This window comes from Brachybacterium kimchii (genome assembly GCF_023373525.1).
Lineage (GTDB): Bacteria > Actinomycetota > Actinomycetes > Actinomycetales > Dermabacteraceae > Brachybacterium > Brachybacterium kimchii.
Genome location: NZ_CP097218.1, coordinates 110,560 through 133,193 on the forward strand (window position 1 = coordinate 110,560; position 22,634 = coordinate 133,193).

General features: G+C 69.6%; 24 protein-coding genes and 1 pseudogene. 15 read left to right on the forward strand and 10 right to left on the reverse strand.

All coding sequences use genetic code 11. The features are described 5' to 3' along the window. Window positions 1-17: 17 nt before the first annotated feature. From M4486_RS00525 to M4486_RS19775, 8 genes are all read left to right on the forward strand, one after another. Window positions 18-320: a HigA family addiction module antitoxin gene (locus M4486_RS00525; protein ID WP_249479059.1), complete on the forward strand. Its 303-nt coding sequence runs from the start codon at window positions 18-20 to the stop codon at window positions 318-320. 14 nt (window positions 321-334) lie between these two features. Then, window positions 335-838 carry a P-loop nucleotide/nucleoside kinase family protein gene (locus tag M4486_RS00530; RefSeq protein ID WP_249479060.1) on the forward strand — a complete coding sequence of 168 codons (504 nt, stop codon included), beginning with the start codon at window positions 335-337 and terminating at the stop codon, window positions 836-838. Window positions 839-1,208: 370 nt separating this feature from the next. Further along, entirely contained in the window at window positions 1,209-1,469 is a 261-nt protein-coding gene (locus tag M4486_RS00535) for a type II toxin-antitoxin system Phd/YefM family antitoxin (protein WP_249479061.1), read from the forward strand. Beyond that, complete coding sequence (locus tag M4486_RS00540) at window positions 1,470-1,724, forward strand: Txe/YoeB family addiction module toxin (RefSeq protein WP_249479062.1); 255 nt, start codon at window positions 1,470-1,472, stop codon at window positions 1,722-1,724. It abuts the gene before it with no gap. Between the two features lie 391 nt (window positions 1,725-2,115). Further along, complete coding sequence (locus M4486_RS00545; protein ID WP_249479063.1) at window positions 2,116-2,418, forward strand: HigA family addiction module antitoxin; 303 nt, start codon at window positions 2,116-2,118, stop codon at window positions 2,416-2,418. A gap of 47 nt (window positions 2,419-2,465) precedes the next feature. Continuing rightward, window positions 2,466-2,957, forward strand: coding sequence for a GNAT family N-acetyltransferase (locus M4486_RS00550; RefSeq protein ID WP_249479064.1), 492 nt, complete (start codon window positions 2,466-2,468; stop codon window positions 2,955-2,957). A 435-nt stretch (window positions 2,958-3,392) separates the two neighbouring features. Then, window positions 3,393-4,558 (forward strand): IS3 family transposase gene (locus M4486_RS00555; RefSeq protein ID WP_249479065.1). Its coding sequence is split into 2 segments (ribosomal slippage): window positions 3,393-3,665 and window positions 3,668-4,558, totalling 1,164 coding nucleotides; the frame shifts between segments, so codons are not numbered across the junction. Window positions 4,559-4,977: 419 nt separating this feature from the next. Beyond that, window positions 4,978-5,109, forward strand: coding sequence for a hypothetical protein (locus M4486_RS19775; RefSeq protein ID WP_264674020.1), 132 nt, complete (start codon window positions 4,978-4,980; stop codon window positions 5,107-5,109). Between the two features lie 375 nt (window positions 5,110-5,484). Here the strand turns inward: M4486_RS19775 and M4486_RS00560 are convergent, their stop codons facing one another. From M4486_RS00560 to M4486_RS00570, 3 genes are all read right to left on the reverse strand, one after another. Continuing rightward, the gene (locus tag M4486_RS00560) at window positions 5,485-5,796 is read right to left on the reverse strand and encodes a putative quinol monooxygenase (RefSeq protein ID WP_228357725.1); all 312 of its coding nucleotides are present in this window, start codon (window positions 5,794-5,796) and stop codon (window positions 5,485-5,487) included. Window positions 5,797-5,803: 7 nt separating this feature from the next. Beyond that, complete coding sequence (locus tag M4486_RS00565; RefSeq protein WP_062949524.1) at window positions 5,804-6,352, reverse strand: type 1 glutamine amidotransferase domain-containing protein; 549 nt, start codon at window positions 6,350-6,352, stop codon at window positions 5,804-5,806. A gap of 565 nt (window positions 6,353-6,917) precedes the next feature. Then, entirely contained in the window at window positions 6,918-9,599 is a 2,682-nt protein-coding gene (locus M4486_RS00570; protein WP_249479066.1) for an excinuclease ABC subunit UvrA, read from the reverse strand. A 225-nt stretch (window positions 9,600-9,824) separates the two neighbouring features. Between M4486_RS00570 and M4486_RS00575 the strand changes: the two genes are divergently transcribed. Beyond that, a complete protein-coding gene (locus tag M4486_RS00575) occupies window positions 9,825-11,018 on the forward strand; it encodes an alcohol dehydrogenase catalytic domain-containing protein (protein ID WP_249479067.1) in 1,194 nt (397 codons plus the stop codon). Between the two features lie 616 nt (window positions 11,019-11,634). Here the strand turns inward: M4486_RS00575 and hxlA are convergent. Further along, window positions 11,635-12,258, reverse strand: a complete 624-nt coding sequence (gene hxlA / locus M4486_RS00580) for a 3-hexulose-6-phosphate synthase (protein ID WP_249479068.1) — start codon at window positions 12,256-12,258, stop codon at window positions 11,635-11,637. 53 nt (window positions 12,259-12,311) lie between these two features. Then, window positions 12,312-12,884 carry a 6-phospho-3-hexuloisomerase gene (gene hxlB, locus M4486_RS00585; RefSeq protein WP_152351859.1) on the reverse strand — a complete coding sequence of 191 codons (573 nt, stop codon included), beginning with the start codon at window positions 12,882-12,884 and terminating at the stop codon, window positions 12,312-12,314. 92 nt (window positions 12,885-12,976) lie between these two features. Between hxlB and M4486_RS00590 the strand changes: the two genes are divergently transcribed. Next, window positions 12,977-13,828, forward strand: coding sequence for a helix-turn-helix transcriptional regulator (locus M4486_RS00590; protein WP_249479069.1), 852 nt, complete (start codon window positions 12,977-12,979; stop codon window positions 13,826-13,828). 324 nt (window positions 13,829-14,152) lie between these two features. Here the strand turns inward: M4486_RS00590 and M4486_RS00595 are convergent. Continuing rightward, window positions 14,153-14,491 (reverse strand): annotated as a pseudogene (locus M4486_RS00595) (oleate hydratase); the annotation flags it as partial. Window positions 14,492-14,856: 365 nt separating this feature from the next. On the opposite strand from M4486_RS00595, the gene M4486_RS00600 reads away from it, so the two are divergent. Further along, window positions 14,857-15,255: a cupin domain-containing protein gene (locus tag M4486_RS00600; protein WP_249479070.1), complete on the forward strand. Its 399-nt coding sequence runs from the start codon at window positions 14,857-14,859 to the stop codon at window positions 15,253-15,255. Window positions 15,256-15,342: 87 nt separating this feature from the next. Here M4486_RS00600 and M4486_RS00605 read toward each other — a convergent pair whose 3' ends face one another. After that, complete coding sequence (locus tag M4486_RS00605; protein WP_249479071.1) at window positions 15,343-16,089, reverse strand: SDR family oxidoreductase; 747 nt, start codon at window positions 16,087-16,089, stop codon at window positions 15,343-15,345. Between the two features lie 239 nt (window positions 16,090-16,328). Here M4486_RS00605 and sigJ point away from each other — a divergent pair, with 239 nt between their 5' ends. Next, window positions 16,329-17,321, forward strand: coding sequence for an RNA polymerase sigma factor SigJ (gene sigJ / locus M4486_RS00610; RefSeq protein ID WP_283257950.1), 993 nt, complete (start codon window positions 16,329-16,331; stop codon window positions 17,319-17,321). A 134-nt stretch (window positions 17,322-17,455) separates the two neighbouring features. Here sigJ and M4486_RS00615 read toward each other — a convergent pair whose 3' ends face one another. After that, window positions 17,456-18,310: an SDR family oxidoreductase gene (locus M4486_RS00615; RefSeq protein ID WP_249479072.1), complete on the reverse strand. Its 855-nt coding sequence runs from the start codon at window positions 18,308-18,310 to the stop codon at window positions 17,456-17,458. Window positions 18,311-18,467: 157 nt separating this feature from the next. On the opposite strand from M4486_RS00615, the gene M4486_RS00620 reads away from it, so the two are divergent. Next, window positions 18,468-19,127 carry a TetR/AcrR family transcriptional regulator gene (locus tag M4486_RS00620; RefSeq protein ID WP_249479073.1) on the forward strand — a complete coding sequence of 220 codons (660 nt, stop codon included), beginning with the start codon at window positions 18,468-18,470 and terminating at the stop codon, window positions 19,125-19,127. A 33-nt stretch (window positions 19,128-19,160) separates the two neighbouring features. Here the strand turns inward: M4486_RS00620 and M4486_RS00625 are convergent, their stop codons facing one another. Further along, a complete protein-coding gene (locus tag M4486_RS00625; protein ID WP_249479074.1) occupies window positions 19,161-20,093 on the reverse strand; it encodes an NAD-dependent epimerase/dehydratase family protein in 933 nt (310 codons plus the stop codon). A 127-nt stretch (window positions 20,094-20,220) separates the two neighbouring features. Here M4486_RS00625 and M4486_RS00630 point away from each other — a divergent pair, with 127 nt between their 5' ends. Continuing rightward, the gene (locus M4486_RS00630; protein ID WP_249479075.1) at window positions 20,221-20,994 is read left to right on the forward strand and encodes a TetR/AcrR family transcriptional regulator; all 774 of its coding nucleotides are present in this window, start codon (window positions 20,221-20,223) and stop codon (window positions 20,992-20,994) included. Window positions 20,995-21,031: 37 nt separating this feature from the next. Then, window positions 21,032-22,186 carry an alpha/beta fold hydrolase gene (locus tag M4486_RS00635; RefSeq protein WP_249479076.1) on the forward strand — a complete coding sequence of 385 codons (1,155 nt, stop codon included), beginning with the start codon at window positions 21,032-21,034 and terminating at the stop codon, window positions 22,184-22,186. Here M4486_RS00635 and M4486_RS00640 read toward each other — a convergent pair. Beyond that, window positions 22,183-22,626, reverse strand: coding sequence for a hypothetical protein (locus M4486_RS00640; protein WP_249479077.1), 444 nt, complete (start codon window positions 22,624-22,626; stop codon window positions 22,183-22,185). The two genes, M4486_RS00635 and M4486_RS00640, sit on opposite strands and share 4 nt — an antisense overlap. Window positions 22,627-22,634 lie beyond the last annotated feature (8 nt).

Genomic DNA, 22,634 nt, shown 5'->3' on the forward strand with positions numbered 1-22,634 from the left:
GGAGGAGGTGCTGATCGTTGACGACTACTGACAGGATCGTGCCGATCCACCCGGGTGAGGTCCTCATGGAGGACTTCATCGAAGGATTCGGCATCACGCAGAACAAGCTTGCGGTGTCGATCGGGGTTCCGCCGCGGCGTATCAACGAGATCGTGCACGGTAAGTGCGGGATCCCGGCGGACACCGCGCTGCGCCTGGCGAAGTACTTCGGCACGTCGGCGGAGTTCTGGATCAATTTGCAGAGCCACTATGAGCTCGACTGCGGGGAGGACCTCGCGGGCGAGCAGATCGCTGCGATCACGCCCCTGCAGGTCTCGTGACTGGGCACCTCATCGTGATCTCCGGTCTGCCTGGGGTCGGGAAGACGAGCGTCGCCGAGATTGTCGCTGCGCGCACGGGGTCGGTCCACCTGTCCATCGATGTGGTCGAGGAGTCGCTTCTCGCCTGCGGTCTGCCCTCGGGGTGGCAGGTCGGCGTCGCCGCGTACGAGGCGGCGCGTGCGATGGCGGAGCAGAATCTCCGGCTCGGTCACGATGTCGTCGTCGATGCGGTCAACGACAGTGAACCGGCCCGGCGGACCTGGCGAACTGCGGCCTCGCGAACGGGCGCGCAGGTCGAGTTCGTGCATCTCATGATCTCCGACGTGCACGAGCATGAGCGGAGGCTCGAAGGCAGGGATCGCGGTCTCGTCCACGTGGGCGAGCCGACCTGGACGGACGTGCAGCGCCGTCGAGCTGACTACGCCGCGTGGTCCGATGAGTTCTTGGAGTTCGACACGGCAGCGCGGACTGCGGATGAGGTCGCGGACGCACTCGTCGCGCGTCTCGGCGCGGGTTGAGGGCACGCCATCGCTGATGGTTCTCCCTGTCGGAACGCGGTGGAGTTCCGCTTCAACGTGTGATCAGTGCTCCCGATGCGTGATCCGAGCATCTGCCCGTCCCTCGTGCTGAGGCGACGGCCCGCTCTCGCTGCATGCATGGGCCACTCGGAAGTGATTCCGGCGTGATCGATGAGGGCGTGTGGGCCACCGTGCTCCGGATGCGCCCGGTGGCGACGAGCTCGGCGATCGCGTCGAGCGGGAGGTGCTGCGCGCCGCTTGACTGTCTCCGTCGCCCCCGGCATGGCCTGTGGCACCACTCGGTGTTCGGATGCACAACGTTCACTGGTACCATAAATCTGTACCACCGATCCGAACGAAGGAACTCACCATGTCCGTCAGCGCAAGCGAGGCACGCAGGACGCTGTTCCCTCTCATCGAGCGTGTGAACGAGGACCGAGATGCCGTCGAGATCGTCTCCCGTAAGGGGAATGCCGTGCTGATGTCGGCCGACGAGTATGCCGCGTGGCAGGAGACTGCGTATCTGTTCCGGTCTCCAGTCAATGCCCGCCGACTCCTCGATGCCTACGATCGTGCACGCGTCGGCAAGACCGAGGTGCATGGCCTCGATCGGGCAGACGAAGGAGCCTGAGTGCGACTGGTCTGGGACGCGTCAGCGTGGGAGGACTACAAGCATTGGCAGACCACCGATCGGAAGGTCCTGAAGCGTATCAACACCCTCATCGACGCCAGTCTCCGCGAGCCGTTCGCCGGTATAGGCAAACCTGAGCAGCTGAAGTACGGAGCACAGGGCGCATGGTCGCGGCGCATCACCGACGAGCATCGGCTGGTCTACCTCGTTGTGGATGATGACCTCGTCATCCTGCAGGCCCGATACCACTACTGAGGCGGATCGCTCGTCCGGTTCCGATGCCATTCTCGCTCTCAGGGGCTGGTCCCCAACGGAACTCGGTGGAGTTCCGGTTTGACGTCTAGCTTAATTGGCGGATTTCGTTATAGACTCGGTCGGGTGGCCAGATCATTCGGCGGCAAGGAAGTCGAGCGGCTGTGGTGTCGTGAACGCGTGCGGTAGATGGATCCGACGATCCATCGCGTCGCGTTGCGCGAGCTTCGTCATGTGAGATCCGCAGAGGTGTTCGAGTACCTACGCGTCCCGCCCGGAAACCGGCTCGAAGCGCTCAAGGTCGATCGGGTCGGACGGCACGGCATCAGGCCCGACGACCGATGGCGGATCTGTCTCGTGCGGACCGACGTAGGACCAGAGAAGGTGGAGATCGTTGACTACTGCTGACAGGATCGAGCCGATTCACCCAGGTGAGGTCCTGAAGGAAGACTTCATCGAGGGCTTCGGCATCACGCAGAACGGGCTCGCGATGTCCATCGGCGTGCCGCCTCGGAGGACCAGCGAGATCGTGCATGGCAAGCGCGGAATCTCCGCAGACACCGCACTGCGCTTTGCGAAGTGCTTCGGTACCTCGGCGGAGTTCTGGATCAACCTGCAGAGCCACTACGGGCTGCGCCGTGCGGAGGAACCCGCGGGCGAGCAGATCGCCGCGATCACCCCGCTGAGGGTCGCGTGACCGTCGGGTCGGACGTGTCGCTTCGCCGACTTCGAGCATCGGATGCGATGGCAGTGCTGACGGCGTTCACCTCAGCAGCCGATATGGCTCGCCAAGCCGACGTGGCGACCCTGGAGGACGCCGAGCGCTATGTCGCACATCTGCGTGATACGGCCTCGTCGCATGAGGCCTGGGCGATCGCTGGGGACGACGTGCTGTGGGGACTCGTATGCGTCACCGTCGACGAGGGGAACCGCAGCGGGTGGTTCTGGTACTGGATGACGAGCACCGCGCGCGGCCGTGGGTGGACGAGCCGCGCCGCGGCGACCGTCGCGGACTGGGCGCTGTCGGAGCGCGGTCTCGAGCGGCTCGAGCTCGGGCATCGCGTGAACAACCCGGAATCGGGCCGTGTGGCGAGGGCCGCGGGATTCCTCAAGGAAGGGACAGAGCGCGGGAAGTTCCTCGTCGACGGTCAGAGAGTCGACGTCGACACGTACGGCCGGCTGCGATCCGATCCTCCGCCGACGTTCAGGCCCATCCCCATGGTCGACGTCGGATGACCGCAGATGGCCCTGCCTGCCGGAACGCGGTTGAATTTAGATTCAATGTCTAAAGTGGGCTTCTGACCAGGAATTTTATATTCGCAGCTTCGGATCTTGCTCGGCGGGCGAGTTTCGATTCAACATCTGCTGGAACGCGTTTTCCCTGCTGACCTGTGACTTTGATCGGCTCCTGCGGAGCTTCTGCAGGGGCCGAGTCTTGCTTTTGCGGTGCGTGGGCGGAGCGGGCAAACCGCGTCGGCTGGCCTGTTTCGGGGTGGGTTCGAGCCGTTCGACGCGCGATCTCTCGGCAGGTGTGTTGACTCAAGAATCAGTATGATTCAAAACTCGGTTGCTTCAGCAGCATCGAGGTTCACCGGGCTCGTTGGGACTGCTGCACGGATAGGTGACACGTGATCTGGCTTCCCTGAGGGGTGGCCTGGAAGGATGTGCGCCATGCTGGATCCCTACCCCCGAGAGTTCCGTGAGGATGTCGTGCGGGTGGCCCGGTCCCGTGAGGACGGTGTCACTCTCGCGCAGATCGCGAAGGACTCCGGCGTCCACGAGATGACGCTCCACAAGTGGATCCACCAAGCCGACATTGACGAGGGCAACGGGCATGGCAGGGCCCGGGAGCATGCTGCCGAGACGAGAGAGCTCAAGCGCCGGGTGCGCCTCCTCGAACAGGAGAACGAGGTCCTTCGCCGCGCTGCCGCCTACCTCTCCCAGGCGAACCTGCGGTCAAAAGGCTCCACCCCCTCGTGAGTGAGCTCGCCGCTGATGGGATCCCCGTCGCGGTGTCCCTGCGGGTCCTGAAGCTCTCCCGGCAGCCCTACTGCCGGTGGTGTTCCCAGCAGGTCACCGCCGGCGAGCTGGACGAGGCATATCGCGCGAACGCCCTGTTCAATGCTCACCGAGACGATCCCGAGTTCGGATCGAGATTCCTTGTCGAGGAAGCTCGCGCCGCGGGCGTGGCGATGTGTGAGCGGACCGCGTGGAGGATATGCCGGGACAACCAGTGGTGGTCCACCTTCGGCAAGAAGCGAGGGAAGAACGGCAAGCGTCCCGGGCCTCCCGTGCACGATGACCTCGTGAAACGGGATTTCACTGCCGACGACGTCGACGAGGTCTGGCTGACCGATATCACCGCGCACTGGACCGGCGAGGGCAAGCTCTACCTCTGCGCGATCAAGGATGTGTTCTCCGGTCGGATCTCGGGCTACTCCATCAGCGACCGGATGAAGGCCCGTCTCGCGGTGAACGCCCCGGAGAATGCGATGTCCCGACGCGATAGCGCAGCGGGTTGCATCGTGCACTCGGACCGCGGATCCCAGTTTCGAGCGCGGAGCTTCGTGCATGCCCTGAACCGTCATCACCTCATCGGATCGATGGGGAAAGTCGGTGCTGCCGGAGACAACGCCGCAATGGAGTCATTCTTTGCCCTGCTGCAGAAGAACGTCCTGGACCGCAAGCGATGGCGGACGCGAGAGGAGCTCCGGATCGCGATCATCACCTGGATCGAGCGCACCTACCACCGCCGTCGCCGGCAAGCCCGACTGGGCCGATTGACCCCCATCGAATACGAGACCATCATGAAGTCGGCCTCGTACCTAGCGGCCTGACACGATAACTGTCACCTGACCGTGCAGCAGTCCCGGGTTCGGTCTGGCCCGCACTCTTCACGAGGCGGGGCATCGGGTGCAAGTCGCGGCACCCTCGAAGTTGATCCACCCGCCCGGGGACCGGGGTCAAGAGCGACCGCAACGATGCAATGCTGCTGGCTCGTCTGGATCGTGCCGGAGCCATCGTGCCGGTCCGGATCGCCAGGCGAAGCCAGAAGCAGCCCGTGACCTCGTCCGCTGCCGTGACGATGCCCGACGTGACCTGATGAGTGCCCGTCAGCGTCTGGGAAAGCTCGCCCTGCGCAACGGGTATGTGTTCGCCGGGAAGACAAACGGGGGCAAGGAGCACAGGGCCTGGCTTCGGGGCATACGACGTGACCAACTGGGTGGTGCCGGCGTCGGAACGCTGATGACGTTCGATGACTGCGACGACACCGTCCAGCACGCGTGACCGGCTCGACGCCGCGATCCTCGAGCTCGCCGAGGACAGCGAGTTCACCTCCCGAGAGCTGGCCTCCTGGTGCTGGTCACCGGCGACGATGGAGGCATAGCCCGTAGAGACCGCGTTCATGGGCGATCCCGAGCGCCTGGGGACGCAGCGTGAGGAGGAGACCGGAGAAAGGGCTGTGACCAGACCGCACGGGCGACGCTGGATCTCGGACAAACTCCGCTCCTCCTACCGAAACAGCGTCATGCGGTAACCAACCCGCGCATATCAGGCTGACCACGCGTCGAACTGACACGCGACATCCCCAGGCGCACCCCGCGAACGCCGAAGCGGGGGCACCCACCGGCCGGTGGACACCCCCGCTTCACCCTGCCCACTTGACAGGAAGCCCTACATAGCAACCCTGTGTCAGCGGAACGCTGATCGTCGTGGGAGAACCCCGCGGTTCCTGGCCGCCGAGGCGATCGAAGCTGTTCCTCTAGGCGGTCTCGCCGGGCAGCTTGTACGCGATCACGTCGACGTTCTGGATGCTCGGCTCGGTGCTGAACAGATCAGCTCCCTGTGCAGCGAGTGCCTGGCCGACGCCACCGGAGAGGTGGGTCTGGCGGGCCTCGTCGTCGGGGAACACGTCGAAGATCCCGAAGGTGGATTCGTCGAACTGCAGGGCGAACCAGGCTCGCGTACCCTCCTCCTGCTCGACGATGGGGCGGGCGCTGCGGAGGAAGTCCGCGACGTCCTGCTCCTTCCCCGGCTTGGCGTGAACGATGACTGACAATGCAGTGTTGATCATGGTTTCCTCACTTGTCCTGGCTGAACAGCTCGACCATCGCGGCGTTGAAGGCCGGGAGATCCTCGGGCGAGCGGCTGGTGATCAGGTTCCCGTCGCGCGCCACCTCTTCGTCGACGACGTTCGCTCCGGCATTGCGCAGGTCGGTGCGGATGCTCGGGTACGAGGTCAGCGTCCGACCCTTCGCGACACCGGCCTCGATCAGCGTCCACGGTCCGTGGCAGATCGCGGCGACCGGCTTGTCGGCGACCATGATGTCGCGCACGAATCCGACGGCGTCGGTGTCCACGCGCAGCTGATCGGGGTTGACCGTGCCGCCGGGAAGCAGCAGGGCGTCGTACTCGTCGGCCGAGGCGGACTTCACCAGGGCATCGACCGAGAATGTCCCGGCCTCGTCCAGGTCGTTCTCGCGTGCCTTGATCTCGCCCTCGTGCAGCGAGAGCAGCACGGTCGTGGCCCCGGCGTCCTGAAGAGCCTGTCGCGGCTGCTCGAGCTCCACGCGCTCGACGCCGTCGGCGGCCAGGATCGCGATCCGCTTGCCATGCAATTCGTCTGCCATGTTCTGCTCCGTTCTGCGAGAGATGACGGCTTGCCTGTGGGGGCGAGCCGCACGCTGTCCGTACCGGGCAGCGTGGTTCGGGTGCAGGACGACTCGGGTGCAGTCGTCGTTGCGCTCATCGAGGTCCCGGCAGGTGGTGGCTGCCGATTCTCGGGCCGGGTCCTGGGGGACGGAGAAGAAGCTTCGGCCGGGAGGTCGTCGCTGACGTTCCGCCATCGACGGTGGGCCTTCTTCGCCGGGGCCTGGCCGAATGTGAGTGCCTGCCCCTTAGCCAGTGTAGACCTCGTACGTCAGGGACAGGGCGCACGTGGCCATCTCATCCGGGACGCCGGGACGCCGGGACGCCGGGATGCCGGGGGCACGAGGACGTCGACGCCGCCGCAGGACGTCCGGTCAGCGTCGTTCGAGGGTCACCGGTTCCCGACCTCATCCGCAGACAGGGCGGAGCGCCTGCTGACCGCGCGGGGAAGGCACACGGCGAGGGTCACCGATCAGGTGACGCAGCCTGCTCGTCCGATGCGCCCCCTGCGACGAGGTCATCGCCCTCGTCGCAGCCGTACGACACTCACGTCCGGGAGGAGGCGGCCTCCCGGAGCGCGGCCTCGAGGTACGGTGCCGACGCACCGGCTCCGGACGAGGCGACCTGCGCGGGCGTGCCTGAGGCGACCACCGTGCCGCCATCGTCCCCCGCCCCGGGCCCGAGGTCGATGACGTGGTCGGCCACGGCGACGATGGGCATGTCGAGCTCGACCGCGACGACGGTGTTGCCTGCGTCCACGAGGATCTGGAGATGCGTCACGAGCCGATCGGAATCGGCGCTGTGCAGCCCGGACGTCGGCTCGTCCAGGACGTAGAGGGTGTCCCCGCGCTGGGATCGTTGGAGCTCGGAGGCGAGCTTCACCCGCTGCGCCTCACCTCCGGACAACTCGGTGGCCGGCTGTCCGAGACGGAGATATCCGAGGCCGACGTCGACCAGTGCCGTGAGCGACCGCATGATGTCGAACTCGCGGTGGAAGAAGTCGTGGGCCTCCTCGACGCTCATGGCGAGGATCTCCGCGATGTTACGGCCACGCCAGGCGATCTCCAACGTGCTGGACTGGTAGCGGGTTCCGTGGCAGTCGGGGCACTCGGTGTAGACCGAGGGGAGGAAGAGCAGCTCCACCATGACGGATCCTTCGCCCTTGCAGGTAGGGCAGCGACCGCCGGTGACGTTGAAGGAGAACCTGCCCGCTTTGTACCCGCGAGCGCGAGCCTCGGGCGTCTCGGCGAATCTCCGCCTCACGTGGTCGAACAGGCCGGTGTAGGTGGCGACGTTCGAGCGCGGGGTGCGGCCGATGGGCTTCTGGTCGATGCTCACGACGCGGCGCACCCCGTCGACGTCGCCGCGGATCTCCCCCTCGAGCTCGTCGGGCTCGTCCGACAGCAGGAGCTCGTCCCCTTCGGCGGCGTCAGCATCCTCCGCCTGGTCAGCTCGTCCCTGCCGTTCGTCGAGCAGCGCGGGCAGTGCCTGGCTGACCAGGCTGGACTTGCCTGATCCCGACACTCCGGTGACGGCCGTGAACACCCCGAACGGGAAGGAGATCGACACGTCGCGCAGGTTGTTGCGCGTGACGTGCTCGAGCCTCAGCCATCCCTGCGGTTCGCGAGGCGTCCGGCGGGGCAGGCCGCTGCCCCCGAAGACATAGCCGCGGGTGACGGACTCCTCCACCTCGGCGAGCCCTTCGTAGGGCCCGCTGTAGACGACGCGGCCGCCGCGCTCACCCGCGCCGGGCCCGATGTCGACCAGCCAGTCGGCGTGCCGCATCACATCCACCGAATGCTCCACCACGAACAGGCTGTTGCCCCGGCGCTTGAGCCCGTCGAGGATGCCGAGCAGAGCGCTGACGTCCTGCGGATGAAGACCCGCGGACGGCTCATCGAGCACATAGACCACACCGAACAGCTCAGAGGTCAGCTGGGTCGCGAGTCGCAGGCGCTGCAGCTCCCCGCCGGAGAGGGTGGGAGTGGTGCGGCCCAAGGACAGGTACCCCAGACCCAGATCGATGATCGGCCGCGATCTGTTGACGAGTTCCGCGCCCAATCGCGCTGTCGCGGCCAGCTTCTCGACCGAGCGGTCGGGCGCCGCGCTCACGTCGTCGGCGCCCGCGGGGGCTGATCCTGCGGAGTCGGCCCGCTGCCCGGCGTCGCGTCGGTCAGCCTGGCCACCGGTGCTGCCCGACGATTCGGCCCGGTCGAGAGCGCCGGTGGCCCGTTCGACCGCCTGGTCGATCAGCGTGGAGAGCTCCGCGAGCGGCAGCGCGGAGAGATCTGCGACGTCGAGACCCTCGAACGTCACGGACAGAGCCTCCGGCTTCAGCCGCTTCCCATGGCAGGCAGGGCAGGGAGCGACCGAGAGGAACTCCGCCACGCGTCGCTTCATCGACTCGCTCTTGGTGTTCGCGAACGTGTCGAGCACGTACCGACGCGCGCCGACGAAGGTGCCCGAGTAGCTCGGTTCGACGCCCGCCGCGGTCGCGGCCCGAGCCTCGGCGAGAGTCAGCCGCGAATGGACCGGGACATACGGCGTCTCGTCCGTGTAGAGGATCCAGTCCCGATCCTCCTTCGGCAGATCCTTCCAGGGCACATCGACGTCGTAGCCGAGCGCGACGAGGACATCGCGCAGCTGATGACCGTGCCAGGCCGTCGGCCAGGAGGCGATGGCCCGCTCGCGGATCGTCAGTGAAGGGTCCGGCACCATCGTGTCCTCGGTGACCTCGTACACCCGGCCGATGCCGTGGCACTCCGGGCATGCGCCCTGCACCGTGTTGGCGGAGAAGTCCTCGGCGTAGAGCATCGGCTGATCGTCGGGGTAGTGGCCGGCCCGGGAATAGAGCATGCGCACCAGCGAGGAGAGCGTGGTGATGCTGCCCACCGAGGACCGCGCGCTGCGGCCCCCGCGCTGCTGCTGAAGAGCGACGGCCGGCGGCATGCCCGTGATGGAGTCGACGTCCGGGACGTCGGCCTGGTCGATCAGGCGACGGGCGTAGGGAGCGACGGACTCGAGGTAGCGGCGCTGGGACTCCGCGAACAGGGTTCCGAAGGCCAGGGAGGACTTCCCCGAGCCCGAGACCCCGGTGAACACCACCAGCGCGTCGCGAGGCACCGTCAGGTCGATGTCCTGGAGGTTGTGCTCGCGAGCGCCGAGAACCTGCACGTCGGGCTGAACAGGTGTGGAGTCCGACGGCGCGGACCTGCGTGCTTCGACCATGCCGGCGACACTAGCGACGCGTTCCACCGATCGGTCGGAGCATGGCCCCGTCCTCCACGGTCCACCTGCCCGTGGCGCCTGTCGCCGCAGCCGCGGCGGGCACCTCGGTGGAGCACGAGGTTCCTTCTGGCCTATGCTCGAAGAGAGCCGAGGCCGCGGGCGACGGGCATCCAAATGACCGTGGCACTTCCGCGACCGGGCCATCCACAACTGGAGGAGATCGTCATGGCAAGCAGCAACCGCGCCGTCGTGTTCCAGAACGTCAAGGACATGCGCGTCGAGACCCTCGACTTCCCGAAGCTCGAGATGCCGAACGGCAAGAGCGCCCCGCACGGCGTCATCCTCAAGATCGTCGCCACCAACATCTGCGGCTCCGACCTGCACATCTACCGCGGTTCCTTCCCCGTCCCCCAGGGCATGGTGATGGGGCACGAGATGACCGGCGAGGTCGTCGAGATCGGCCCCGACGTCGAGTTCCTCTCCGAAGGCGACCTGGTCTCGGTTCCCTTCAACGTCGCCTGCGGCCGATGCCGCAACTGTCGTGCCCGCCACACCGAGGCGTGCGAGACCGTGAACCCCGACGTGTCCTGCGGCGCCTACGGGTTCAACCTGGGCGATTTCCAGGGTGGGCAGGCGGAGTACCTGTTCGTCCCCTACGCCGACTTCCAGCTGCTCCGCTTCCCGGACAAGGACCAGGCCATGGAGAAGATCCGTGACCTCGCCCTTCTCTCGGACATCCTGCCCACCGCGTTCCACGGCCTCATGGAGGCCGGGGCCAAGCCCGGCTCCACCGTCTACATCGCCGGCGCCGGACCTGTGGGACGCTGCGGCGCCGCGGCGGCCCGTCTCCTGGGCGCTTCCTGCATCATCGTCGGTGACTACCACCAGGACCGGCTGGACCTGATGAAGAACAACGGCTGCGAGACCATCGACCTGAACCAGGACGTGCCGCTGACCGATCAGATCGAGGCCATCCTCGGCGAGCCCATGGTGGACTGCGCCGTCGACTACGTCGGCAACGAAGCCCACGGGATCGGCCGCGAAGCCGATGACATGAACCCCGCCCACGCCATCAACCAGGTCATCGACGCCACCCGCGCAGGCGGCGCCACCGGCATCGTCGGCGTCTACGGCCCCGACCCGCTGGCCTCCTCCAAGGCCGAGCAGGAGGGCACCTACCCGATCGACTTCGGCAAGGCGTGGATCAAGTCTCCTCGGATCTCCGGCGGCCAGGCCCCGATCATGCACTACAACCGTGAGCTGATGATGTCGATCCTCTGGGACCGCATGCCCTACCTCAGCGACATGCTCAACACCAAGGTCATCAGCCTCGACGAGGCCCCCGACGCCTACGCGACGTTCGACACCGGTGTCTCGGAGAAGTTCATCATCGATCCCCACGGCATGATCCCCGCCTGATCCCGGGCCGTCATGCACCCGGCCCGCGATCGTCGCTCCAGCGGCGGTCGCGGGCCGGTTCTGTGCACGGATCCTTCGCCGATCCCGTCCCGGACGATGCCCGGGCGCGGGTCCGGGGAAGGTGGGGCCGGCATGCCGGAGCTCAGCGGCGGTGACGAGTGCGCAGGGGCGTGATCGGGGGAGACGGGGGCAGGTCGCTGCGACGCTCCTGACGCCCCTCACCTCTCGATCCGGATCGCCTCGCAGGGCGAGGGGGACGATCACTTGTGCCAGGGCCGCCGGGCCGCGCACATCGCGGAGGGACCGGTGTCACCGGCGCCGGTCCTGGCGGGGAGCTCCAGCGGGGGTGTCACGCGGACGAGCGCCGGTCCACCACGGGGGCCGGCGCGGAGAAGGTCCGAGGGGGCCGCAGCGACATCGCCCACGGCGGGGCCGTCGGGATGCGCCGCGGCGCCGCCCGGCGCCGGCCGGGCACGCCCTGCGGCGAGGAGGATCACGTGGCGCTCTGCGCCACGCGGGGATCGACTGCGGCATCAGTCCACCGCATCCGGTGGGAGGGGACAGGGTCCGGGCGTGCCGTCACCTGCCCCTCACCACGGGATGCGGTGGGCGATGGTCACCGGATGGCGGAGCGGATGGCGGCGGCCGCGGCGGCGACGTCCGATGCGCTGTAGATGGCGCTGCCCGCGACGGCCACGTCTGCTCCCGCCTGCTGGACGGCCTCGACAGAGTCCGCACTGACGCCGCCGGCGACGGAGAACGGGACCTCGGCGGCCTCGCCGGCGGCGAGCAGGGCGTCGAGGCTGTAGCCGTCCTCCGCCTGCTCGTCGAGGCCGGCGTGCATCTCCACGAAGACGGCGCCGAGGGCGACGACCTCCCGGGCCCGTGCGGCCTTGTCGGACACGCCGATCAGATCGACGACGACGCCCTTGCCGTGCTTGGTCGCCGCGGCGACCGCTCCGGCGATCGTGCTGTCACCGGCGACGCCGAGCACGGTGACCAGATCCGCTCCGGCAGCGAAGGTGATGTCAGCTTCCAGCTCGCCGGCATCCATGGTCTTGAGATCGGCGAAGACGGTCTTGTCGGGGTGGGCGGCCTTGACCGCCGTGATCGCCGCGAGGCCCTCGCTCTTGATCAGAGGGGTGCCGAGCTCGAGGATGTCGACGTAGGGGGCGGCCTTCGCGGCCAGGTCGAGGGCGGACTCGGTGGTCAGGGTGTCCATGGCGAACTGCAGTCGCATGTCAGGGTGTCTCTTTCTTGTGGTGGTGTCGATGGTGGAACGGGGAAGAAAGGTCATTCGAGGTTGGCATGACGGGGCCAGAGTGCATCCGCGCTCTGTCCGCTCTTCTGCCACAGGACGTCGAAGAGAGCGTCGCCGACGAGGACGAGGAGCTGCTCGAAGAGGCTGCCGGCGTACTGGGCCGACTGCTGTTCGGACCGGTCCGTCTTCGTCGCCGCCCGGATGACCAGGACGGCGTGGGACAGCTGAGCAAGCGGTGACTCGGGGTCGGTCGTGATCCCGATGACGCGGGCACCGACGGATCGCGCCGTCTCAGCCGCGCTCACCACCCCCGAGGTCGTGCCGGAACCGCTGGCGGTCAGGAGCAGGTCGCCCTCTCCGATCGCAGGGGTCGTCGTCTCACCGACGACGTGGACCTGCAGCCCGAGGTGCATGAGGCGCATGGCCGTCATCTGCAGCGCGAGCCCGGACCGTCCAGCCCCGTGGACGAAGACTCGCCGGGCGTCCGCTGTCAGCTCGACGGCGGCCGCGAGCGCGGGCGCGTCGGGAAGGGCAGCTGCCCCCTCGATCTCGTTGACGATCCGCGTCAGCGAATCCTGGATACCTCGTTCTTCCATGTCGACCATCTTGGGCCGGTCCGCGGCGGTCCACTGCTGCCCGATGAGCGGGGCGCCCCCTTCGATCGGGTGGGCCTCCCGGATCGAGTTAGAGTAGGGGAGTGAGCGACCTCCCGACCCCGCTGGAACGTGCCCGCTCCCTGTCGCGGGACCGTGCCCTGACCGAGCAGGCCGATCAGCATGCGATCACCCTCGAATCGATCCTTGCCGTGCTCCGCTCCGGCCGACTCGCGGATGCGGCCGCGCGCAGGGAGGCCACGGAGATCGCCTCCTCCGCGCTCATCCGTGCTCGTTCGGTCCATGCGCAGCAGGAGAGCGTGCTCGAGCCGGTAGCCGAGGCATTCTCGCGCCTGCGCACCGAACTGCGTCCTCTGATCCGCTCCGGGCCGCTGCACGTCCAGTTCGCCGAGCCTCCTGCGCGAGGGCGGGCGCTGCCGGGCCCGGTCGCTCGGGAGGCCCGCGCCATCTCCCGCACAGCAATGCTCTCGCTCATGGACCGCGCGGACGCCGCACGCGCCCGGATCGGCTGGGACTGCGATGGCCGCCACCTGCTGATGGAGGTCCGTGACGACGGGGGAACCGCGGTGACGGCGCACGACGACTCCTTGCGTCCGATCGTGGAGCGAGTGGTGGCGCTCGACGGAACAATGGACGTGGAGACGACCCCGGGCTGGGGGACGACGCTGCGGATCGAGATTCCACTGGACCCACCCAGCGCAGCGCTCACCGTGGAGGGCGCCGAGGAGCTCACCGACCGCGAGAAGCAGGTGCTGCGCCTGGTCGCGACCGGGATCTCGAACCAGCGCATCGGCGACCAGCTCGGGATCACGGCCAACACGGTGAAATACCACGTGGCCAACCTGCTGCGGAAATACGGCGCCCGCACGCGCGCCGAACTCGCAAGCATCGCTCACTCCCATGATGCGCACTCTCCGAGCGCCCAGACTCGATAGCGGGCCTCGGTCCGGACGGTGACTGCGGTGCCCCGACCTGGCACCCGGCGCGGCAGATCCCACCATCGCCGGTCGGCCGGCACTGCGAGCGGTGGCGTACCCGCAGCATGGGCGTGGGTCCGGGCTGTCGAGCGAAGGTGACCACCAGCGGACATGGTGCGCATCCTTCTGGGCCGCCCATCGGCCACGCCAGAAGAGTCACCTATCCGTGCGGCGGTCCCCCTTCTCAGGCCTTGAGCACGCGGCACCGACATTCTGCCGACCAACCCCTGGGCGCGCCTCGGGGCCGGGCCGAGGCACACTCCGGGTGGGCGGGCACGAGGCTCAGATCAGGCCGTGCTCCTCGAGGAGCTGACCGATCTCTCCGTGCTCGAGCCTGTCGCGCAGGTAGCTGCGCAGCGCGGCCGGGCCGGGGATCTCCACCTTCTTGCCGTCGCGCATGCGCGCCGAGGCCTCGAGGAGGTCGCGCACGTCGTACGTGGAGCCCCAGGTCTCCGGCACGCCGCGCCCCACGTCGAGGAGCTCGTAGACGGCCTCCATGCCGGTGCGCACCGAGTACTCGGTGGTGAAGATCGTGTCGCGGCCGGTCTCCGCGAACTGCCCGAGGAACGCGAAGTTCTCGGCGCCCTCCGGGACGACCCGAGGCCGATCCCCAGCGTGGCGCCGCCGAAGTCTCGCGCATAGTGCTCGCTGAACGGGGGCGTCAGGTCCACGGTCGGGAAGTGCCGGTAGAAGCTCGCGGGCACCAGCGCGTTCGATCCCCCGACGACGAGCTCGTCGAGGAACAGGATCGCCAGAGCCAGGCGGATGACGACGTTCACGGGGAATCCTCTCGATGCGTTGAGGGCCGGCGGGCCGGCCCGAGCATTGCGACGGATGCGCGGCTCACCCCCAGGACCGCGCGGCGGCTCGCGATGTGAGGACGGATGCCGGCCCGCGTCGGCCCGTCGCGGCGCCGCCTCACACAGGCGGCTCGTTCCCGGTCGTAGGGGCAGGGGACGGAGCGGCCGTCCCGAGAGGAGAGCACCATGGACGCACCCACCCCGGACATCCGACTGCTGGACCAGGCCCGCGTCGCCGGCGGCGTCGGACCGGCCCACGTGATGACCGTGAGCATGACGCTGGAGCCGGGATCGCCCGGTTCGCCGCCGCACCGTCATTCCGGCCCCGTCTTCGGCTACCTCCTCGAGGGCGAGCTCGTCTTCGAGCTCGAGGGAGAGCCGGAGCGCATCATCCGCACCGGCGAGGCCTTCTGGGAGCCCGGTGGCGACCTCATCCACTACCAGGCCGCGAACCACCTCGCCGAGGCCCCGACCACGTTCATCGCCGTGATGGTCTGCGCCCCCGGCGAGGAGATGATGACGTTCGTGAGCGAACAGGAGCTCGCCGAGCGCGCGCATCTGCGCCATCCCCGCTCCGGAGGCTGAACAGGCGGCAGGGCAGGGGCACGGGCGGATCCGCCCCCGCCCCTACCGCGTGCAGAACCCTCCGGACACTCCGGGGAGAGAAAGCGATCAGCTCTGACGGAGGGCGAGCCACTGCGCGAAGGTCATCTCACCGCGCCGAGTCCCCGGCGTCGGGAGCAGCGACCCGTCGCGCATCCCGCGACCCCATGCGCCGGGCAGAGGGATCTGGAGGACAGGGCGTCGGCGCCCCTCGGACGCGAGCAGCCGCCGCACCAGGTCCGCCATGTTCTCCTCCCTCGGCCCCGCGAGATCCGGCACGACCCCCTGCGGCGCGCCGGTCGCGATCGCGACGAGCTCGGAGGCGACCTCGCTCGTGGCGATCGGCTGCGAGCGCATCGTTGGCACCACCTGCAAGGGTCCCACCGCGCCATGGCCGATCAGCTGCTGCGCGAAGTCGTGGAACTGGGTCGTGCGGAGCAGCGACCATCCGCCGTCGCGCTCCCGGAGCAGATCCTCCTGGGCCGCCTTGCCCGCGTAGTAGTTCGCACGCACCTGCGCCGCCCCGATGATCGAGATCGCGACGTGGTGGGGCACGCCCGCGGCGCGCTCGGCGGTCAGCAGGTTGTCGGTCACGGTGGTGAAGAAGTCGACGCTGGCAGAGGTCGAGGTGCTGCTGGTGGCCGAGGCGTCGATGACGGCCGAGGCGCCCTGCAGGGCCTCGACGAGGCCCGCGCCCGTGACGAGGTCGGTGCCCGTGCTGCGGCTCAGGGGAACGGGCTCGCAGCCAGCATCCCGCACCGCGGCGACGACGTGGCGACCCAGTGCGCCAGTCGCTCCGGCGACGACGATCTTCATCTGACTGCCTCCTTCATGGCCCCCGTGGACGGGGCTGCTCGGTCATGCCGGCGGGATCGTGCCCGCGGTGTGCTGAGTAGTCTTCGCGTCATACCCCTATGACCGGACACGGAGCGGTGATGTGAGGCAGTGCCCCGCCGACGACGGCGGACTGCGCGCGGACGGGACCGTCCGCGGACGGTCGCCGCGGCTCACACCCCGACCTCCTGCTCGGTCCTGTGGTGCGAAGGGAGCATGCCATGAAGCCGTTCGAGGACGATCAGCACCCAGCCCGGCCGGGATCGCACGGTCACGACCCCGATACCGGGTGCGCCGACGCCCGGGATCCGGATCCCCAGCGTCCGGATGCCGAGGGCCCGGATGCCGAGGCGCTGGGGGAGAGGCGCCACCTCCTGTCCCTCGCGTTCCGGATGCTCGGCACGGTCGCCGAGGCCGAGGACGCCGTGCAGGAGACCTACATCCGCTGGTACCGGTTGCCCGAGGAGGAGCGTGCGGCCATCCGGGTGCCGAGGGCGTGGCTGACGCGCGCCGCCGGTCGGATCTGCCTCAACGTCCTGGGCTCGGCGCGCCGCCGCCACGAGAACTACGTGGGCCCCTGGCTGCCCGAACCCGTGCCCGCCCTCGCGTTCCCGGCCGGGACGGCGACGGAGGACCCGCTGGACCGGGTGACCCTCGACGACTCGGTGAGCACCGCTCTGCTCGTGGTCCTGGAGTCGATGACGCCCGCCGAACGGGTCGCGTTCGTGCTGCGCGACGTGTTCGCCGTTCCCTTCGCCGAGGTCGCGGAGACCGTCGGACGCACCCCCGCCGCGTGCCGTCAGCTGGCCGCCTCGGCCCGGCGAAGGGTCCAGGCGGATCGCGGCCGACGTGCGAGCCGCAGCGAGCACGACGACATCGTGCGGGCCTTCGCCGCCGCCGCGCGCAGTGGCGATCTCGCCGGGCTGGTGGCCGTGCTCGACCCCGACGTCGTGCTGCGCTCCGACGGCGGCGGCCGGGTGACGGCTGCGCGCAGGCCCGTCCTCGGACCTGATCGGGTCGCACGGTTCCTGTTCGGAGCGCTCACCAAGAACCCGGGGGCGACAGTCCTCGAGCAGGACACGCCCGACGGCCTCGGGTTCGCGCTCTGGGACGAGGCGCGGATCTTCGGAGTGGTCACGCTCGAGGTCGTCGACGGGGCCGTGAGCGAGGTCCGGCTGATGATGAATCCCGAGAAGCTCACGCTCTGGAACTGAGCGCCCTGCGCGCGTCGCCGATCAGGACGCCGCCGCGCCCTGCCCGACGTCGGCGGAGTCCCGAGCGGACCCGGCCCCGAGCGGATCCGGGTCTGGTGGTCCCGGACCCTGGCGGACCCGGGGCCCTGTCGTTCTCACGCGGCGAGGTGGTCCGCCAGCATGTCGGCAGGAGTGCGCGGCGCCCTGCCCAGCAGGCGGGCGAGGGTCGGGTCGGAGCCCGAGAAATGCCCCTCTCGGGTGGCCCGGAACATCGACAGGCTGAACCGCGCGGCGGCTTCCGGGACACCGGCGTCGACCTCGCCGGCGACCCATTCCTCGTCATCGACGACGACGCGCTGGACGGGCTCGCCCGTGACATCGGACGCCGCCGCGGCGAAGTCCGCGAGCATCACGGGACGGTCCGGGACGAGGTCCACGACGCCGTCGAAGCCGCCGTCGCCGACGAGGATCGCCGCAGCCGCCTCACCGGCGTCGCGTCGGTCCACCCAGGCGAACGGGCCGTCGGCCGGCCGGGCGATCGTGCGCGTGCTCCGCCACGGTCCGAGGAGCTGGTCGAGATCGCCGTAGAAGCCGTTGCGCAGCGAGGTCCACGCGACACCCGATTCCGCGAGGTGCTGCTCCGTGGCGGCGTGGAGCGCCAGCGGCGGGTAGGGGGTGTCGAAGCCGGCGCCGAAGGCGCTCGTGTAGAGGATCCGCCGGGCTCCCGCATCGACGGCCGCGTCGATGGCGCGGCGGTGCTGGGCGAGGACGTCGGCCGTCAGATCGCTCGAGGAGACCAGGAGCACCTGGTCCGCACCCTCGAAGGAGTGGCGCAGGGCGTCGGGATCGTCGTACGTCCCCTGGCGGACGCGCACGCCGCGGCGCTCGAGGTGGGCCGCGCGTGCGGGGTCCCGCACGCTCACGCCGATCTGCTCGGCGGGAAGCTTCTCGAGGAGCCGTTCGACAGTGGCGCCGTTGAGGGTGCCTGTTGCTCCGGTCGCGATGATCACGTCGGTCGTCCTTCCATCGGGGTGTGTCCTCCTCCCGGAAGGAGGGGACAAGTTGACTCGGGTGGTCAACTTCCTGTGGAGTACGATCCTCGACGAAGTTGACCGGACAGGTCAAGTTCTTCCGGCATCGGGAGTGACGAAGGACGGAGGAGACGAGATGGAGACCCTGGACCCCGCCCCGTTGCGCGCGGATGCGCGCCGCAACCACGACCGCATCCGCACCGCAGCGGTGGAGATCTTCCGGGAGCGAGGCCTGTCGGCCCCTCTCGAGGACGTCGCCGCCGCCGCCCACGTGAGCAAGGCGACCGTGTTCAACAGGTTCGGCGGTCGGGCGGGCCTGATCGACGCCGTCATCGACGACGTCGCCGCGCAGGAGCTGCTCGGCGTCATCGAGCGGGCTCGGGCGGTCGTCGACATCGGTGAACGGATCCGCTGGTACGTCGCAGCACTGCGCGATCTGCAGTACCGGCAGCCGGCCGTGAACGGCGTGATCCTGCGGCAGGTGCCGGGCTCCCGCGGGCTCATGGAACTGTGCGGCCAGGGGGAGTGCTTCCACGAGGAGCTCGTCGAGCAGGGCGTCGCGTCCGGGTTCCTCGCCGGGACGTTCGAGCCGGAGGACTTCCATGCCCTCGCGATCGAGACGGCGCTCGTGCTCGAGGAGCGCGGCAGGCCGCCGCGTCCCAGCTACGACCGGCGCACGACGTTCCTCCTCGACGGGATCGCTCGGCCTGCCCGGGTCGCCCGGCCTGGCCGGCCGGACCGGCATGCGTCCCGCGACGGATCGGGCGAGGGGACTGATCCAGGCGGCGAGGCCTGACGGCGGCGGGCGACGTCCGCCCGCCGCCGAGGGTCATCGCTGCAGCGACGAGAGGATGATCCGGTCCAGGTCGGTCGGCTGCAGCCCGTAGTCCCTGGTCAGCGTGCCCGGGTGGATCACGGCGCGGCGACGCCACAGGTAGAGCTGGTGCGTGAGCTCGCGGAACGTGGGGGAGAAGAGGCCGATCGCGCGCAGCAGCGGCGAGGGGATGCCCGTGGCCCCGTGCGGGCGCTCGCCGACCAGCGCCGCCGTGCGCTCGGCCAGCTCGCGCTGGCTCAGCGGTTCCGGCGAGGGTGCCATGAGGATCGCGTCGCCGTGCGGTGCGAGCTCGTCGGCGTGCTGGGCGGCGAAGGCCATCGCGGCCGTCATGTCCGGGATGGACGTGAGGGTGCGCGGCACGGACGGATCCCCGAGCACCCAGGCGCGCTTGCCGGAGGCGGCGGGCTGGAGCACGAGCTGCAGGAAGACCGAGGTCTCGGGCACTGCCGTCGGCCCGAGGAGGTCGGCCGCGACCACGGAGAGCGTCGTGGCCGGGTGTGCGGCCCGGGTGCGCAGCAGCTCCGCGCGGACCTCGCCGAGCGGCGAGGCGGGCGTGAGGGGTGCGCCTTCGTGGAGATCCGCTGCCCCTTCGCCGAAGGCGTAGACGGACTCCGGGAAGACGATGGGGATGCCCGCGTCGGCCGCCGCGTCCATGACCGCGCGCTCGCGCTGGGGCAGGTCCCGGCGCCATGCGGAGGCGTCGTAGCTCGAGTGGATGCAGTGGAGGATCGCATCGGCGGTGGCGCCGTCCGCATCCGTCAGGGCGGAGCGGAGCGTGGCCGGATCTCCGGCGTCGCCGCGCACCAGGCGGGCGCCGGGCTCCACGTCGGTGCCGCGCCGCAGCACCGTCACGTCGTGGCCGGCGGCGAGGAGGTCGCGGGCCAGCTGGGTGCCGATCTGGCCGGCTCCGGTGATGAGGTATCGCATGAGGGGACTCTTTCTGTGAGCACTGCTCGCTATCTGACGGGGACGACGCTAGCCCGGCGCGCGCGAAAAAACAAGAGCAGTGCTCACAGAATTGCCTCTACGGGCGTGCGGTGCCAGACTGACCGGCATGGAGAAGCCGACGAGTGCGACGAGCGCGAAGCGCGCGCGACCGCGCCGCAGCCACGCCCAGGCGCGCGCCGAGATGCGCGAGGGCATCCTCCGCGTGGGCGGGGAGCTGCTGGAGAAGGACGGGCCCGCCGGGCTCTCCGTCCGCGAGATCGCGCGCGGGCTCGATGTCGCCTCGTCGGCCATCTACCGCCACGTCTCCAGCCGTGACGACCTGCTCACGCTCCTGCTGGAGGACGCCTTCACGGACCTCGCGGACCGTGTGGACGCGGCCCTCGCGGATGCCTCGACGGAAGGGGGCGCAGGGAAGGCTGCTCTCGCGGCGCTCGCCGGGGCCATGCAGAGGTGGGCGATCGAGCAGCCCCAGCGGTGGGCGCTCGTCTACGGAACACCCGTTCCCGGGTACGCGGCGCCGGCGGAGCGGACCACAGGACCGGGCACGCGCGTGATGGCGAGGTTCATGGAGATCCTGGCGGCAGGCGAGAGCGCGTGCGGTCCGTCGGCGCAGCAGGGGGGATACTCAGGCGGCCGGGGCTCCGTCCTGGCGAGCGCTCCGGGGGAGGCGTACTCCGCGGTGCTCGCGGCGGGAGCGGCTGAGCTCGGGGTGGATGCGTCGCCGGAGCTCGTCGCGGCGAGCGTCCTGGCATGGACGGGCCTGGTCGGGCTGATCTCCGCGCAGCTCTTCGGGCAGCTCGGGGCCGATATCGCGCCGCACGGCGACGAGATGCTCGCGCAGTGGGTCGACGTCACGGCAGGAGCGTTCGGACTGCGCTGATCCCCGCCGTGACCGGGCCGTTCGCTACTCTCGCACCGTGACAGTCCAGCCCCACCTCGTCCGACGCGGCTCCGGCACGCCCGTGCTGTTCGTCCACGGCAACGGCCTCGACCATCGGCTCCTGCTCGACCTCGACGACGTCTTCGCCGCCGACGGAGCCTGGGAGCGCTTCTATCCCGACCTCCCGGGATTCGGCGGCACCCCGCCGCTCGCCGGCCGCGGAGGACTGCCGGACCTCGCCGATCGGCTCGACGAGATCGTCGAGGACCTGCTCGGCACGCGGCCGTTCGCCGTCGTCGGGAACTCCCTGGGCGGGCTCCTCGCCCGTGACCTCGTCGCGCGCCGCAGCGGCCAGTGCCTCGGCATGGCGCTGCTCGCTCCCGTCGTCGACCCCGTGCGCGAGCACCGCACGCTACCCGCGCGGACCGTCCTCGCGGAGGAGCCCGGCCTGCTCGCCGCGCTCGATCCGCCCGACGCTGAGACCTACGCAGAGATGGCCGTCGTCCTCAGCAGGGAGAACTGGGAGCGCTTCCGCGAGACGGCGCTCCCCGGCATCCGCGGCGCCGACGTCGAGGCGATGCGCCGCCTGGGGGAGCTCTACGAGCTGCCCTCCCTTCCCGACGCGGCGCTCGAGGCGGACCCCGCGATCCGCGACCTGCCCGTCCTCGTCGTCGCCGGCAGGCAGGACGACGTGGTCGGCTTCGAGGACCAGGACGCGCTCGCGCGCCGCTTCCCCCGCGCGACCTTCGCCGCGCTCGACGGCGCAGGGCACAACGTCCATCTCGACCAGCCCGATGCGGTGCGCGCGCTCCTGCGTGCGTGGCTCACGGCGGTCCGGCGCGGCGCGGAGACGCGGCGCGCGTCGGCTCCGGGCCGTGTCGAGCTGCGCGGAACTCTTGTGTGCGCTGACGACCGGGAGGCGGATCTGGTCCGCCGCCACCTTGTGCGGCACGTCGAGCTCACGCGTGCGGAGCCCGCCTGCCTCGCCTTCCATGTGGACCCGACAGAGGATCCGCTGGTCTGGACCGTCGCCGAGACCTTCGTCGACCGGGAGTCCTTCGCCGCGCACCAGGCGCGGGTCACGTCGAGTGCATGGGGCCGGGCGACCGAGGGCATCCGGCGCGACTACAGGGTGTGTGGGGCGAGCGACGACTCGCCGCAACCGCTCGCGGGCGGCCCGAGCGCTTCCTAACGTCGAGGGTTCTGGTCCCTGCCATCGATCAGTCGACGCAACCAGCCGACGCGCCGCACCTCGCCGCCGGCCGCCTCGATCCGCGCGCGCAGCTCGCGGTCGTTGGTGACCGCGAGGACCGTGGAGCCGTCCGCGATCCGACGCCGGACCTCGGCGACGATCTCGTCGTCCCCGGATGCGGGAGCGCGCACCACGCGCACCGCGCCGAACTCGGGGATGTCCCGCGCCTTCCCCTCGACGACGAGTGCGACGAGCGGGCGCAGCGTCCCGGCCGGATCGGCGGGGATCTCGTGCCCTTCGCCGGGGATCTCAAGCCCTTCGAGGCTGTCCCGCAGGCGGACGGCGGCTCCGGCGCGATCGCGCCACCACCCGTCGGGCACCGAGCCGACGACGTTCGCCCCGTCGACCACGAGCACGAGCTCCTCCGCAGGGTCCGTCATGCCGCCAG